The 13,807-nt window shown below is 62.0% G+C and carries 15 protein-coding genes; 1 reads left to right on the plus strand and 14 read right to left on the minus strand.

From position 1 onward, the window contains the following. Positions 1-165: 165 nt before the first annotated feature. The 14 genes from glmU to mnmG all read right to left on the minus strand — a co-directional run bounded on the left by glmU (position 166) and on the right by mnmG (position 12,835). Complete coding sequence (glmU, locus tag ACODRW_RS06740; protein WP_107800955.1) at positions 166-1,533, minus strand: bifunctional UDP-N-acetylglucosamine diphosphorylase/glucosamine-1-phosphate N-acetyltransferase GlmU; 1,368 nt, start codon at positions 1,531-1,533, stop codon at positions 166-168. Between the two features lie 75 nt (positions 1,534-1,608). Beyond that, complete coding sequence (locus tag ACODRW_RS06745; protein WP_019103740.1) at positions 1,609-2,031, minus strand: F0F1 ATP synthase subunit epsilon; 423 nt, start codon at positions 2,029-2,031, stop codon at positions 1,609-1,611. Between the two features lie 11 nt (positions 2,032-2,042). Beyond that, complete coding sequence (atpD, locus tag ACODRW_RS06750) at positions 2,043-3,440, minus strand: F0F1 ATP synthase subunit beta (protein ID WP_019103741.1); 1,398 nt, start codon at positions 3,438-3,440, stop codon at positions 2,043-2,045. Between the two features lie 41 nt (positions 3,441-3,481). Continuing rightward, positions 3,482-4,348, minus strand: coding sequence for a F0F1 ATP synthase subunit gamma (atpG, locus tag ACODRW_RS06755; protein WP_048410022.1), 867 nt, complete (start codon positions 4,346-4,348; stop codon positions 3,482-3,484). Positions 4,349-4,391: 43 nt separating this feature from the next. Then, a complete protein-coding gene (gene atpA / locus ACODRW_RS06760; RefSeq protein ID WP_048410021.1) occupies positions 4,392-5,936 on the minus strand; it encodes a F0F1 ATP synthase subunit alpha in 1,545 nt (514 codons plus the stop codon). Positions 5,937-5,944: 8 nt separating this feature from the next. Next, positions 5,945-6,481: a F0F1 ATP synthase subunit delta gene (locus ACODRW_RS06765; protein WP_043589588.1), complete on the minus strand. Its 537-nt coding sequence runs from the start codon at positions 6,479-6,481 to the stop codon at positions 5,945-5,947. A gap of 7 nt (positions 6,482-6,488) precedes the next feature. Continuing rightward, positions 6,489-6,959, minus strand: coding sequence for a F0F1 ATP synthase subunit B (locus ACODRW_RS06770; RefSeq protein ID WP_048410019.1), 471 nt, complete (start codon positions 6,957-6,959; stop codon positions 6,489-6,491). 50 nt (positions 6,960-7,009) lie between these two features. Then, positions 7,010-7,297, minus strand: coding sequence for a F0F1 ATP synthase subunit C (gene atpE, locus ACODRW_RS06775; protein ID WP_019101091.1), 288 nt, complete (start codon positions 7,295-7,297; stop codon positions 7,010-7,012). Between the two features lie 76 nt (positions 7,298-7,373). Continuing rightward, complete coding sequence (gene atpB / locus ACODRW_RS06780) at positions 7,374-8,186, minus strand: F0F1 ATP synthase subunit A (RefSeq protein WP_048413016.1); 813 nt, start codon at positions 8,184-8,186, stop codon at positions 7,374-7,376. 11 nt (positions 8,187-8,197) lie between these two features. Further along, positions 8,198-8,560, minus strand: a complete 363-nt coding sequence (locus tag ACODRW_RS06785) for an ATP synthase subunit I (protein ID WP_048413015.1) — start codon at positions 8,558-8,560, stop codon at positions 8,198-8,200. A gap of 90 nt (positions 8,561-8,650) precedes the next feature. After that, the gene (locus ACODRW_RS06790) at positions 8,651-9,508 is read right to left on the minus strand and encodes a ParB/RepB/Spo0J family partition protein (RefSeq protein WP_107800957.1); all 858 of its coding nucleotides are present in this window, start codon (positions 9,506-9,508) and stop codon (positions 8,651-8,653) included. 5 nt (positions 9,509-9,513) lie between these two features. Continuing rightward, positions 9,514-10,305, minus strand: coding sequence for a ParA family protein (locus ACODRW_RS06795; RefSeq protein WP_107800958.1), 792 nt, complete (start codon positions 10,303-10,305; stop codon positions 9,514-9,516). Further along, a complete protein-coding gene (gene rsmG / locus ACODRW_RS06800) occupies positions 10,302-10,943 on the minus strand; it encodes a 16S rRNA (guanine(527)-N(7))-methyltransferase RsmG (RefSeq protein ID WP_048410014.1) in 642 nt (213 codons plus the stop codon). Before rsmG ends, ACODRW_RS06795 begins: the two co-directional genes overlap by 4 nt. After that, complete coding sequence (gene mnmG, locus ACODRW_RS06805; RefSeq protein WP_488905415.1) at positions 10,940-12,835, minus strand: tRNA uridine-5-carboxymethylaminomethyl(34) synthesis enzyme MnmG; 1,896 nt, start codon at positions 12,833-12,835, stop codon at positions 10,940-10,942. Before mnmG ends, rsmG begins: the two co-directional genes overlap by 4 nt. Before the next feature lie 198 nt (positions 12,836-13,033). On the opposite strand from mnmG, the gene ACODRW_RS06810 reads away from it, so the two are divergent. Continuing rightward, positions 13,034-13,783 carry a GNAT family N-acetyltransferase gene (locus ACODRW_RS06810; protein ID WP_488905416.1) on the plus strand — a complete coding sequence of 250 codons (750 nt, stop codon included), beginning with the start codon at positions 13,034-13,036 and terminating at the stop codon, positions 13,781-13,783. Positions 13,784-13,807: the final 24 nt, after the last annotated feature.

Genomic DNA, 13,807 nt, shown 5'->3' on the forward strand with positions numbered 1-13,807 from the left:
CGTTTCGAAAGTTTCGCGATCATAGCAGCGCCGCTTCGGCTTTGACAAGCGCCGGCCGCGGAAGCGTCGCGCCGCGGCAAGGGGTTGTCGCAAGAATGCCGCCATGAAAAACGGCGCCCATCCTCCAAATCAGGAGAATGGACGCCGCATGGCGACGGAAGGGAATCAGTCGGTTTTTTTCTGCGGCCGCTTCCAGCCCGGCACCGTGACCTGGCGCGCGCGCGCCACCGTCAGTTCGCCGGCCGGCGCGGTCCGGCTGATCACCGAGCCGGCGCCTATGGTGCTGTAGGATTCCAGCGTCACCGGCGCCACCATCAGGGTGCCGGAGCCGACGAAGACGTTGTCGCCGATCACGGTCTTGAACTTGTTGATGCCGTCGTAATTGCAGGTCACCGAGCCGGCGCCCACATTCACCTTGCCGCCGATCTCGGCGTCGCCGATATAGCTCAGGTGGTTGACCTTGGAGCCTTCGCCGATCACGCTTTTCTTCACTTCGACGAAGTTGCCGATATGCACGTGGCCGGCCAGTTTCGCGCCGGGGCGCAGCCGGGCGTAAGGCCCGATCCGGCATCCCTCGCCCACCACCGCGTCTTCCAGATGCGAGAACGGCGCGATCTTGGTGCCGGCGGCCACTTTGACGTTTTTCAGCACGCAGTGCGCGCCGATGTCCACTTGCTCGCCCAGCTCCACCACGCCTTCGAACACGCAGCCCACGTCTATGCTCACGTCCATGCCGTGGCTAAGTTCGCCGCGGATGTCGATGCGCGCCGGGTCCGCCAGCGTGACGCCGGCTTCCAGCAAGGCTTGCGCCTGGTTGCGCTGCAGGATGCGCTCCAGCTCGGCCAGCTGCACCTTGTTGTTGACGCCGGCGGCTTCCCAGCTGGCGTCCACGCTGGCGCTGTCCACGCTCACGCCGTCCGCCACCGCCAGGGCCAGCACGTCGGTCAGATAGTATTCGCCCTGGGCGTTGCCGTTGTTGAGCGCGGCAAGCCAGCCGGCCAGCCGCGCATTGGGCAGGGCCATCATGCCGGTGTTGATTTCACGGATCGCCAGTTGCGCCGGCGTACAGTCCTTGTGCTCGACGATGGCTTGGAGCTTGCCGTCCGCGCCGCGCACCATGCGGCCGTAGCCGCTGGCGTCGTCCAGCACGTCGGTCAGCACCGCCATGCCCGCGCCGGCGGCGCCGGACAAGCGATGCAGCGTGTCCGCCTTGGTCAGCGGCACGTCGCCGTACAACACCATGGTCTTGCCGTCCTTCGGCAGGTGCGGCAGGGCCATCTTCAGCGCGTGGCCGGTGCCCAGCTGCTCGGCCTGCTCGGCCCAGATCAGGTCCGCGTCCGGGATGGCCGCCCGCACCTGTTCGCCGCCGTGGCCGTACACCACGATCAGACGCGCAGGCTTCAAGGCGCGCGCGGTGCGGATCACCCGCGCCAGCATCGGCTCGCCGCCTATGGGGTGCAATACCTTGGGTTTGGAGGAGTACATGCGCTTGCCCTTGCCGGCAGCGAGAATGACGATGCTGAGACTGTCCATGGTTTTTTCACGACTCGAAAACGGAAAAAGGCTGCCACTTGCGTGGCAGCCTACTATACACGATTACATCTCTTATCAGTGGGCGCGCTTCTTGAGGAAATCCAGCGCCTTCAACTCCGCGATGGCCACTGCCAGAGCAGCGTGCGCCTTCGCGGTGGAGAGGTCGTCGGTGGCGCGCTTGAGAGAATCCTCCGCAGCGCGTTTTGCCTCATTGGCGCGGGCCTCGTCGAGATCCTCGCCGCGAATCGCCGTATCGGCCAGCACGGTGATCAGGCTGGGCTGCACTTCCATCATGCCGCCAGACACTGCCACCAGAACTTCTTCGCTGCTGCCCGGCACTTTCAGACGCAGCACGCCGGGCTTGATACGGGTCAGGAGCGGCACGTGTTGGGGATACACACCGATCTCGCCTTCGGTAGCCGGCGCAACCACGAACTCAGCTTCGCCGGAGAAGATCATTTGCTCGGTGCTGACCACTTCCACACGCATCTTGGACATCAGCCCTCTCCTTAGTTAAGGGTCTTGGCTTTCTCGGCAGCTTCTTCAATGGAGCCAACCATGTAGAACGCTTGTTCCGGCAGATGGTCGTACTCGCCAGCGAGAATGGCCTTGAAACCCTTGATGGTTTCGCGCAGCGGCACGTATTTGCCCGGCGAGCCGGTAAATACTTCAGCCACGTGGAACGGCTGGGACAGGAAGCGCTGGATCTTACGGGCGCGAGCCACGACCAGTTTGTCTTCCTCGGACAGTTCGTCCATACCCAGAATCGCGATGATGTCGCGCAGTTCCTTGTAACGCTGCAGCGTGGACTGCACGCCACGGGCTACCGTGTAGTGCTCGTCGCCTACCACCAGCGGATCCAGCTGACGCGAGGTGGAGTCGAGCGGATCCACCGCCGGGTAGATACCCAGCGAAGCGATGTCGCGCGACAGAACCACGGTGGCGTCCAAGTGGGCGAAGGTGGTCGCCGGAGACGGGTCGGTCAAGTCATCCGCAGGCACGTATACGGCCTGGATGGAGGTGATCGAGCCATCGCGGGTCGAGGTAATGCGCTCTTGCAGACGGCCCATTTCTTCCGCCAGCGTCGGCTGATAGCCCACGGCGGAAGGCATACGGCCCAGCAGCGCGGATACTTCGGTACCGGCCAGGGTGTAGCGGTAGATGTTGTCCACGAAGAACAGCACGTCGCGGCCTTTGCCGCTTTCGTCCTTCTCGTCGCGGAAGTGCTCGGCCATGGTCAGACCGGTCAGGGCCACGCGCAGACGGTTGCCCGGCGGCTCGTTCATCTGGCCGTACACCATCGCCACTTTGTCCAGTACGTTGGAGTCCTTCATCTCGTGATAGAAGTCGTTACCTTCACGAGTGCGCTCACCAACGCCGGCAAACACGGACAAACCGGAGTGTGCCTTGGCGATGTTGTTGATCAGTTCCATCATGTTCACGGTCTTGCCCACGCCGGCGCCGCCGAACAGGCCCACTTTGCCGCCTTTGGCGAACGGGCACAGCAGGTCGATCACCTTGATGCCGGTTTCCAGCAGGTCGGTGGCGGGGGACAGTTCGTCGAACTTCGGAGCGGGCTGGTGGATGGCGCGGCGAACATCGGTCGCTACCGCGCCGGCTTCGTCCACCGGGTTGCCCAAGACATCCATGATGCGGCCCAGGGTGGCGCTGCCCACCGGCACCGAGATCGGTGCGCCGGTGTTGACTACGCTCATGCCACGCTTCAGGCCGTCAGAGCTGCCCATGGCGATGGTGCGCGCTACGCCGTCGCCCAGCTGCTGCTGGACTTCGAGCGTCAGGTCGGCATCAACCAGCTTCAGGGCATCATAAACCTTTGGCATGGCGTCGCGCGGAAACTCCACGTCGATCACCGCGCCAATGATTTGTACGATTTTACCTTGGCTCATTATCGGTTCCTAAACATTAAACTTTTTCAGTCTGCGACGGCTTACACCGCTGCGGCGCCTGCCACGATTTCAGACAATTCGGTAGTGATCGCCGCCTGACGAGCCTTGTTGTACACAAGTCGCAGTTGCTTGATCGTGTTACCGGCGTTGTCCGTGGCGGATTTCATCGCCACCATGCGGGCAGCTTGCTCGGAGGCCATGTTCTCGGCCATCGCCTCGAACACAACCGACTCGATATAGCGTTTGACCAGGAACTCCATCACGGCAAGGGCGCTCGGCTCGTACAGGTAATCCCACGAGTGCGAGTGCTCCACCACCATGTGTTCCGAGGTCAACGGCAGCAGCTGTTCAGTCGCCGGCTCCTGCTTCATCGTGTTGATGAAACGGGAGTAAACGATGTAGAGCGCGTCCAGTTCGCCTTCGGCGTACTGCTTGAACAGCACCGTAAGCGGGCCAATCAGTTTTTCCATCTTCGGCACATCGCCGAGCTGGGTTGCGCTGGCCACAACGTTGAGGCGCGCGCGCTGGCATGCGGCCAGGCCTTTCTGGCCCAGGCAGCAGACATCCACTTCGATGCCCTGGTCCTGCAGATCCTTGACTTGGGCGAAGAAGCGCTTGAGCGTGTTCACGTTCAAGCCGCCGCACAGGCCCTTGTCGGAGGTCATCAGGATGATGCCGGCGCGTTTGACTACGTCGCGGCTTTGCAACAGCGGGTGCTCAAGATCCGTGTTCGCCTGAGCAAGGTGCGCCATGACTGTGCGCACCTTCTCGGCGTAAGGACGGGCAGCGCGCATACGCTCTTGCGTTTTGCGCATCTTGGAGGTCGCCACCATTTGCATTGCGCGAGTGATCTTCTGCGTGTTTTGCACGCTTCGGATCTTGGTGAGAATCTCTTTGCCGACTGCCATTCCTGAACCTTTCCTAGTAACTGTTTGCGTTAACCGAAAAGACTCAGTTGTAGCTGAAGCCAGCCTTGAACGATTCCATCGCCTTGGCCAGGATTTTCTCGTTGTCGCCGGACAGATCGCCGGAAGCGTTCACCGCGGCCAACACATCGTGGTGGTTCGCGCGCACATAGGCGAGGAACGCCGCTTCGAAAGCCAGGGCCTTCTTCACCGGAACGTCTTCGTAGCTGCCCTTGTTCACCGCCCACAGGGTCAGCGCCATTTCGGCGGTGGCCAGCGGCAGGAACTGCTTCTGCTTCATCAGCTCGGTCACCACTTCGCCGTGTTGCAGTTGCTTGCGGGTAGCCTCGTCCAGATCGGAAGCGAACTGCGAGAACGCAGCCAGTTCACGGTACTGGGCCAGGGCCAGACGGATACCGCCGCCCAGCTTCTTGATCACCTTGGTCTGCGCGGCGCCGCCAACGCGGGATACCGAGATACCGGCGTTGATGGCCGGACGGATGCCTGCGTTGAAGAGGTCGGTTTCCAGGAAGATCTGACCGTCGGTGATCGAGATCACGTTGGTCGGCACGAAGGCGGAAACGTCGCCGGCCTGGGTTTCGATGATGGGCAGCGCGGTCAGGGAACCGGTCTTGCCTTTCACTTCGCCGTTGGTCAGCTTGGCCACTTCGTCTTCATTGATGCGGGAAGCGCGTTCCAGCAGACGGGAGTGCAGATAGAACACGTCGCCAGGGTAGGCTTCGCGGCCCGGCGGACGGCGCAGCAGCAGCGAAATCTGACGGTAGGCGACGGCTTGCTTGGACAAGTCGTCGTACACGATCAGCGCGTCTTCGCCGATGTCGCGGAAGTATTCGCCCATCGCGCAGCCGGAGTACGGGGCGATGAACTGCAGCGCGGCGGCTTCGGAAGCGGTCGCGGCCACCACGATGGTGTGGCCCAGCGCGCCGTGTTCTTCCAGCTTGCGCACCACGTTGGCGATGGAGGAGGCCTTTTGGCCAATCGCCACGTAGATGCACACTACGCCGGTGCCTTTTTGGTTGATGATCGCATCCAGCGCCACCGCGGTCTTGCCGGTCTGGCGGTCGCCGATGATCAGCTCGCGCTGACCGCGGCCAACCGGAACCATCGAGTCGATGGCCTTCAGGCCGGTCTGCATCGGCTGGGATACCGATTGACGCGCAATCACGCCCGGCGCGATCTTTTCGATCGGGCTGGACAGCTTGGCGTTAACCGGGCCCTTGCCGTCGATCGGCTGACCCAGGGCGTTGACCACGCGGCCAATCAGTTCCGGACCTACCGGAACTTCCAGAATGCGACCGGTACAAGTAACTTCGTCGCCTTCCGAGATGTGCTCGTACTCGCCCAGAACCACGGCGCCGACAGAGTCGCGCTCCAGGTTCATCGCGAGGCCGAAGGTGTTGCCCGGGAATTCGAGCATTTCACCCTGCATCACGTCTGCCAGGCCATGGATACGAACGATGCCGTCGGTCACGGAAATCACGGTACCTTTGGTACGGGTTTCTGCGCCTTCGGCCAGGTTCTGAATCTTCGCCTTGATCAGATCGCTGATTTCAGAGGGGTTCAACTGCATGATCTCTCCTAATTCTTGAGGCTTACTGCCATGGCTTGCAGTTTGCCGCGCACGGAAGCGTCGATGACATCGTCGCCTACCAACACACGAACCCCGCCGATCAGGTCAGGGTTGTCACGCACATCAATCCGTACGGATTTGCCGTACTTCTTGGAAAGCGTGTCGGTCAGTTCGGCTTGCTGTGCATCGTTCATTGCAAACGCCGTTTCCACCACGGCATCCACAACGCCTTCCGCTTGCGCCTTGAACACTTCAAACTGTTCGGCGATTTGCGGCAGCAGCGTCAAACGGTTGTTCTCGATCAGCGCGGCCAGAAAACGTTTTACGTCTTCGTTGCCGCGCGCGCCCAGAACATCCAGCATCAGCGCCTCAAGCTCTTGTGCGGTATGTTTCGGATTGGTGATGACGGCTTCCAAATCCGGGTTCTTCACCATGGCAGCCAGCCACGACAGCGATTCCGACCATTGCTGGGTGGCGTGCTGCTCGGTGGCGAGGCTGTATACCGCTTCGGCATAGGGCCTAGCTACGGTAATGAGTTCTGCCATGAGTTAATTAAAACTCCGCTTTGATGGAGGCAAGCAGATCAGCGTGCTTGGCCGAGTCGATCTCTTTGCGCAGGATCTTCTCTGCGCCCGCAACCGCCAGGTCGGCCACTTGCGCGCGCAGGGTTTCCTTGGCGCGCAGGACTTCCTGATCGATCTCAGACTTGGCGTCGGCCACAATGCGCGCGCCTTCAACGCGTGCGGCATCCTTGGCTTCGTCCACGATCTGGCTGGCGCGCTTTTCAGCGGCCATCACGATTTCGGTCGCTTGCTGTTTGGCCTTGCGGAGTTCGTCCGCAACGCGTTTTTCAGCGGCTTCCAGATCTTGCTTGCCACGCTCGCCGGCGGCCAGGCCGTCTGCGATGCGCTTGGCGCGCTCATCCATCATGTTGGTAAGCGGAGGCCAAACAAACTTCATGGTGAACCATACCAGGATGGCGAACGTGATCGCCTGGCCCAGTAGTGTTACGTTGAATTCCACGCTTGTTTTCCTCCAGTAGTATTACTGCAACAACCAATTCCGCTTAAAAATTAAGCGCCGGCTTTCAGAGCGGCCAGGGCGGCGGACAGGAACGGGTTATTGAAGGTGTACAGCATGGCGATACCAACACCGATCATGGAGATGGCGTCCAGCAGACCGGCCAGAATGAACAGTTTGGTTTGCAGAACCGGGATCATTTCCGGTTGACGGGCGGAGGACTCGAGGAATTTGCCACCCAGGATGGCAAAACCCAGAGCAGTACCGATGGCGCCCAGGCCAATGATCAGGGCAGCGGCCAGTACGGTCATGGACTGGATCTGAGAAACGAGTGCTTCCATTGTGTATCTCCTAAGACTTAATCAAGGATGGTTGGTAAAAAAGCTAAAAAACAAAGGTAAAACAAAGAAACCGGTATTAGTGCGCTTCCACCGCCAGGCTCAGGTACACGATGGTCAGCATCATGAACACGAAGGCCTGCAGGGTGATGATCAGGATGTGGAAGATCGCCCACGGCGCGCCCAGCAGCCATTGCAGGCCCCAGGGCAGCAGCGCGATCAGGATGAAGATCATTTCGCCGGCGTACATATTGCCGAACAAACGCAGGGACAGCGAAATCGGCTTGGCCAGCAGTTCCACCATCTGCAACAGGAAGTTGGCCGGAGCCAGCAGGATCTTGCCCACGGTGCCTTCCGCGTGGAAAGGCGCGGTGAACAGTTCTTTGGTGTAACCGCCCACGCCCTTGGCGCTGATGGAGAAGCCGATGATGCAGAACATCACGGACAAGGACATCGCGAAGGTGGCGTTGACGTCGGCGGACGGCACGACGCGGAAGTAAACATGATGCGGCTCGGCGCCGAAGAAGGTGTAACCCACCCACTGGGCCAGCGTCGGCAGCAGATCCACCGGCAGCAGGTCCATGAAGTTCATCAGGAAGATCCAGCAGAAAATGGTCAGCGCCAGCGGAGCGATCACCTTGCTCTGGCCGTGGAATACGTCGCGCACCTGCTTGTCCACCATCTCCACGATGCTTTCCACAAACAGCTGCAGCCGGCCCGGATTCTCCAGCTTGGCCTTGCGCGCCACGACGGCGAACACGCCGGCGAAGATGAAGGCGAGAACCAGCGAAATGGAGAAGGTATCAAGGTGCAGGCTCCAGAAGCCGGCGGAAGGATCCGAATTCCAGAAGGTGAGGTGGTGCTTGATGTAGTCAGTTGCGTTGCTTGCCATCGCTCATTTTCTCAATTTTTGATTAAAAGCCCGAACCAGTAGCCGGATACGGCGGCAAAAAATCCGCCAAAAAGACCGACTATCGATAAATCCTTGAAAAATACCAAAGTCGCACCAAATATCAGGATGGTGAGGACGTATTTGACGGCCTCTGCCCTGAAATGCGCTTTCATCAGTTCCGCGGGAGCGACATGGCGCTTGGCGTAGGCGATTCTGGCGTACACCAGAGCCGGCACCAAGGCCGACAATCCGCCAAGCAAGACAGAAACCGGAACGGCCAGGTTTCCTCCCCCTGCAACCATTCCGATCAGCAGCGCGACCCCCACCAGGGTGCACTGCAGGCGCAGTATACGCTTAACTTCTGGATTAACCATGTTTACCCAGCAAAAAAACCGCCGAATTATAGGCTTCACGCTTGATTTGCGTCAACTTGCCTGTCATTGACATGCTGCGTTGCAACAGTCTCATTTGCTTGAAGTTTTCTGCAGCTTTTCCAGCAAGCCTTCCAGCTCGTCCAGCGTTGCATATTCTATGACCAGCCTGCCGTTGCCGCGGTTTGCGTGACGGATGCTGACGCGCGCGCCTATGCGCTCCGACACCTGTTCCGCCAGCCGGTTCACGTCCGGGTCTGTCTGTTTTTGCTGCGGTGCAACTGTGGTTTTTTCCACAGCTTTCTGCTGTACCCTGCGCTCCACCTCGCGCACGGACAGGCCTTTCTCGCCCACCTCCTGCGCCAGACCCAGCTGCTCAACCACCGGCAGCGCCAGCAAGGCGCGCGCATGGCCCATCTCCAGCCGCCCCTGATGCAGCATGGTCTGCACCGGCTCCGGCAGCGCCAGCAGACGCAATAGATTGCTGACCGCGCTGCGCGAACGGCCCACCGCGTCGGCGGCGGCCTCGTGGGTCAGGCCGAATTCGTCGATCAGGCGCTTGAGGCCCTGGGCCTCCTCGATGGGGTCCAGTTCCTGGCGCTGAATGTTTTCGATCAGCGCCATCGCCAGCGCCGCTTCGTCCGGCACGCTCTTGATCACTGCGGGCACTTCGGACAAGCCGGCCTTGCGCGAGGCGCGCCAGCGCCGCTCGCCGGCGATCAGTTCGTAATCGCCAAAGCCGATTTCGCGCACCACCAGCGGCTGAATCACGCCCTGGGAGCGAATGGACGCGGCCAGTTCGTCCAGCGCGCCCTCGTCCATGAAGCTGCGCGGCTGGTATTTGCCGGGACGGATGCTGTCGATGGGAAGGGAAGTCAATCTGTCGTCCACTGTCTCGGCAGTGGACAGGAGCGCGTCCAGGCCGCGCCCCAATCCTTTTAATTTGGCCATATCGCTTAGACGGAGGGGGTTGTGGTTGCGGGCTCTAGCCTGTCCGCCAGCTCTTGCGCCAGCGCAAGATAGGCTTGCGCGCCGCGCGAGGCGCGATCGTAGACCAGGCCAGGCAAGCCGTGGCTGGGCGCTTCCGCCAGCCGCACATTGCGCGGTATCACGGTGTCGAACACCTTGGCGCCGAAATGGCGGGCCAGTTGCTCGGAGACCTGCTGCGACAAATTATTGCGCGCGTCGAACATGGTGCGCAGCAGGCCCATGATCTCGATCTTGGGATTCACCGCCACCCGCACCTTGCGCAAGGTCGCCACCAGGTCGGACAGGCCTTCCAGCGCGTAGTATTCGCACACCATCGGGATCAGCACGCTGTGCGCCGCCACCAGCCCGTTCAGGGTCAGCAGGTTCAGCGAGGGCGGGCAGTCTATCAGCACGTAGTCGTACTGCTCCTCCACCGCCTGCAGCGCGTTCTTCAGCCGCGCTTCGCGCGCCAGCTCGTTGACCAGCTCCAGCTCCGCGCCGCCCAGATCGCGGTTGGCGGGCAGCACGTCGTAACCGCCCTCCTTCGCCGGCTGGCGCGCGTCTTCGATCGAAGCCTCGCCCAGCAGCACGTCGTAGCCGGACAGTTTCAGGGATTGCTTGGCGATGCCGCTACCCATGGTGGCATTGCCCTGCGGGTCGAGATCGACAATCAGCACGCGCCGGCCCAAGTCGGCCAGGCCCGCCGCCAGATTCACCACAGTCGTGGTCTTGCCGACCCCGCCCTTCTGGTTGGCGACCGCGATCACCCTTGAATTCATTGCGCACCCACCCCTTCCAGGCGCATTCTCACCAGGTGCCGTTCGGCATCCAGGCCCGGCACTGTCACCGGCAATACTTCGGAAACCACCGTACCCTGCGGCAACAAGGCGATTTCCTCGTAAGGATAGACACCCTTCATTGCTACATATTGACCGTGATCCGCCAGCAGGTGGCGGGTCAGCTTGACGAACTCGGCCAGCTCGGAAAACGCCCGGCTGGTGATGCGGTCGAACTTCTGTTCCGGCTGGTAGGCCTCCACCCGCTCGGTCATCACCTGCACATTGGGCAGGCCCAGTTCCACCACCACCTGACGCAGGAAGGTGGTTTTCTTATGGTTGGAATCCAGCAGCACCACTTGCAGATCCGGGCGGGCGATCGCCGCCGGGATGCCGGGCATGCCGCCGCCGGAGCCGACGTCCAGCAGGCGGCTGCCGCCGTCCAGATGCGGCACCAGACTCAGGCTGTCCAGCAGATGGTAGCTGACCATGCGCTTTTCCTCGCGCACCGCGGTCAGGTTATAGGTCTGGTTCCATTTGGCCAGCAGCGCCAGATAGCGGTCCAGCAAGTCGATTTGCGCGTCGCTCAGTTCCAGTTTCAGCTGCGACAGGCCTTGTTGTAGTTCTGCGTTATGTGTCATGCGGTTTTCGTTGCGTCGGCAAAGCCGCGTTTCAGGTGGACCATCAAAAGAGCAACCGCCGCCGGGGTAATGCCCTGGATGCGCGAAGCCTGCCCCAGGGTTTCCGGGCGTTGCTGGTTCAGTTTCTGCTGCACTTCCTTGGACAGGCCCTTGACCAGACCGTAGTCGATGTCGGCCGGCAGGCGCACGTCTTCAAGGTTGTCGCGGCGCGCCAGTTCTTCGTTCTGGCGGTTGATATAGCCTTGGTATTTGACCTGAATTTCCACCTGCTCGGCAACCGCCTCGTCCGCCACCGCGCCGCCGGCCTCCGGCAGCGTCATCAAATCGGCGTAGGCGACATTGGGCCGCTTCAGCAAATCGTACAGGCTGTATTCGCGCTCTATCGCCTTGCCCAGCAACGCTTGCAGCGCGGCGGCGTCGCTCAGCCGCGCCGGATGCAGCCAGGTGGCCTTCAGGCGGGCCTTCTCCGCCTCCACCGCGTCGCGCTTGCGGCAGAAGCTGTCCCATTGGGCATCGCCGATCAGGCCGTGTTGGCGGGCAATCTCGGTCAGCCGCAGGTCGGCGTTGTCTTCGCGCAACTGCAGGCGGAATTCGGCGCGGCTGGTGAACATGCGGTAAGGCTCGGCCACGCCCTTGGTGATCAGATCGTCCACCAATACGCCCAGATAGGCTTCGTCGCGGCGCGGACACCAGCTAGCCTGATCCCGGGCGAACAGGGCGGCGTTCATGCCGGCCAGCAGGCCCTGGGCGGCGGCTTCTTCATAGCCGGTGGTGCCGTTGATCTGGCCGGCGAAGAACAGACCCTGGATCGCCTTGGTCTCCAGCGAGGCCTTCAGGCCGCGCGGGTCGAAGTAATCGTATTCGATCGCGTAGCCGGGCCGCAGGATGTGGGCGTTCTCCATGCCGCGGATCGAACGCACCGCCGCCAGCTGGATGTCGAAGGGCAGGCTGGTGGAAATCCCGTTGGGGTAGAACTCGTGCGTGGTCAGGCCTTCCGGCTCCAGAAAGACCTGGTGGCTGTCCTTGTCGGCGAAGCGGTTGATCTTGTCTTCGATGGACGGGCAGTAACGCGGGCCGACGCCTTCTATCACCCCGGTGAACATCGGGCTGCGGTCGAAGCCGGAGCGGATGATCTCGTGGGTGCGTTCATTGGTGTGGGTGATCCAGCACGGCAGTTGCTTGGGGTGCAGCGCGCGGTTGCCGCGGTAGGAGAACACCGGCTCCGGCGTGTCGCCCGGCTGCTCTTCCATCACAGAGAAGTCGACGCTGCGGCCGTCGATGCGCGGCGGCGTGCCGGTTTTCAGCCGTCCCACCGGCAGGGCCAGTTCGCGCAAGCGCGCGCCCAGCGTGGACGCTGCCTGATCGCCGGCGCGGCCGCCGGTGTAGTTCTCCATGCCGACGTGGATCTTGCCGGACAGGAAGGTGCCGGCGGTCAACACCACGGTCTTGGCGCGGAAGGTGATGCCGATGGCGGTGATGGCCCCGGCGACGCGGTCGCCCTCTATCAGCAGATCGTCCACCGGCTGCTGGAACAGCGTCAGATTGGGCTGGTTCTCCAGCATCTCGCGGATCGCCGCCTTGTACAGGATGCGGTCGGCCTGGGCGCGGGTGGCGCGCACCGCCGGGCCCTTGGAGGCGTTGAGGGTGCGGAACTGGATGCCGCCGATGTCGGTGGCCAGCGCCATTGCGCCGCCCAGGGCATCCACTTCCTTGACCAGATGGCCCTTGCCGATGCCGCCGATCGACGGATTGCACGACATCTGGCCCAAGGTCTCGATGTTGTGCGTCAAAAGAAGGGTGTCGCAGCCCATGCGCGCGGCCGCCAGCGCGGCCTCGGTGCCGGCATGGCCGCCGCCCACCACTATCACGTCGAAGTTTGTCGGATAAATCATGGCTTTGTCGGAAAGAGCAAATCGAACGGAAAAACGGCCTATTCTACGCCAAATCCTGAACCAGCGTAAGTCGTTGATTTCAATAAATCCAGCCGGTAACGACGGCGTCAAGCGCCGGTCACCCGATAGTCATATTAAAGACATCGCCGCGTCAAACAAGCTGCCTAGCATGGGACTCACCACAAAAGGGAGCAAAACATGCTGCTAAATGAACAGCTTGCCGTGAGCGCCAAACCGCGCCTAAGCGTGCGCGTGGCCAGTGAAACGCGGGATATCCGCCGCGCGCAGAAGCTGCGCTTCGATGTGTTCGCCGGGGAAATGGGCGCGGAGCTCGGCTCCCGCGACCTGGGCATCGATTGCGACGAATACGACGAGTTGTGCGATCACCTGATCGTGGAAGACGCCGCCAGCGGCCTGGTGGTGGGCACTTACCGCATGCTGTCCCCGGCCATGGCGCGCCGCGCGCCCAGCCTGTATTCCGAACACGAATTCGATCTGACCCGGCTGGCCCACCTGCGCGCCGGCCTGATCGAAGTGGGCCGCTCCTGCGTGCACCGCGACTTCCGCTCCGGCGCGGTGATCGCCCTGCTCTGGTCCGGCCTCGCCGATTACGTGCAACAGCACGGCGGCCAATACCTGGCCGGCTGCGCCAGCGTGTCGCTGAGCGACGGCGGCCACCAGGCGGTCAGCCTGTACCGCCAACTGGAGGCCAAGCATCTGTCGCCGCCGGAATGGCGGGTGTTCCCCCACCTGCCGCTGCCGCTGGACCGGGTCCGCGACGACGCCCCCTCCGCGCCGCTGCCGGCGCTGATCAAGGGCTATCTGCGCGCCGGCGCCTATATCTGCGGCGAACCGGCCTGGGACCCGGACTTCAACTGCGCGGATTTCTTCATGCTGCTGCCCATGGGCCGGCTGAGCAGCCGCTACAACAAGCACTTCGTCGGCTAGCCGCCGCAGATCGCGCCCCTGGCC

It is taken from the genome of Chromobacterium sp. FG89 (assembly GCF_057808735.1).

Bases quoted from the DNA above. Each gene is read 5' to 3' on its own strand.
- ACODRW_RS06795 (WP_107800958.1), bottom strand. From the start codon at position 10,305: ATGAATTCAAGGGTGATCGCGGTCGCCAACCAGAAGGGCGGGGTCGGC.
- mnmG (WP_488905415.1), bottom strand. From the start codon at position 12,835: ATGATTTATCCGACAAACTTCGACGTGATAGTGGTGGGCGGCGGCCAT.
- rsmG (WP_048410014.1), bottom strand. From the start codon at position 10,943: ATGACACATAACGCAGAACTACAACAAGGCCTGTCGCAGCTGAAACTG.
- atpE (WP_019101091.1), bottom strand. From the start codon at position 7,297: ATGGAAGCACTCGTTTCTCAGATCCAGTCCATGACCGTACTGGCCGCT.
- ACODRW_RS06745 (WP_019103740.1), bottom strand. From the start codon at position 2,031: ATGTCCAAGATGCGTGTGGAAGTGGTCAGCACCGAGCAAATGATCTTC.
- ACODRW_RS06765 (WP_043589588.1), bottom strand. From the start codon at position 6,481: ATGGCAGAACTCATTACCGTAGCTAGGCCCTATGCCGAAGCGGTATAC.
- glmU (WP_107800955.1), bottom strand. From the start codon at position 1,533: ATGGACAGTCTCAGCATCGTCATTCTCGCTGCCGGCAAGGGCAAGCGC.
- atpA (WP_048410021.1), bottom strand. From the start codon at position 5,936: ATGCAGTTGAACCCCTCTGAAATCAGCGATCTGATCAAGGCGAAGATT.
- ACODRW_RS06810 (WP_488905416.1), top strand. From the start codon at position 13,034: ATGCTGCTAAATGAACAGCTTGCCGTGAGCGCCAAACCGCGCCTAAGC.
- atpD (WP_019103741.1), bottom strand. From the start codon at position 3,440: ATGAGCCAAGGTAAAATCGTACAAATCATTGGCGCGGTGATCGACGTG.
- ACODRW_RS06785 (WP_048413015.1), bottom strand. From the start codon at position 8,560: ATGGTTAATCCAGAAGTTAAGCGTATACTGCGCCTGCAGTGCACCCTG.
- atpG (WP_048410022.1), bottom strand. From the start codon at position 4,348: ATGGCAGTCGGCAAAGAGATTCTCACCAAGATCCGAAGCGTGCAAAAC.
- ACODRW_RS06790 (WP_107800957.1), bottom strand. From the start codon at position 9,508: ATGGCCAAATTAAAAGGATTGGGGCGCGGCCTGGACGCGCTCCTGTCC.
- atpB (WP_048413016.1), bottom strand. From the start codon at position 8,186: ATGGCAAGCAACGCAACTGACTACATCAAGCACCACCTCACCTTCTGG.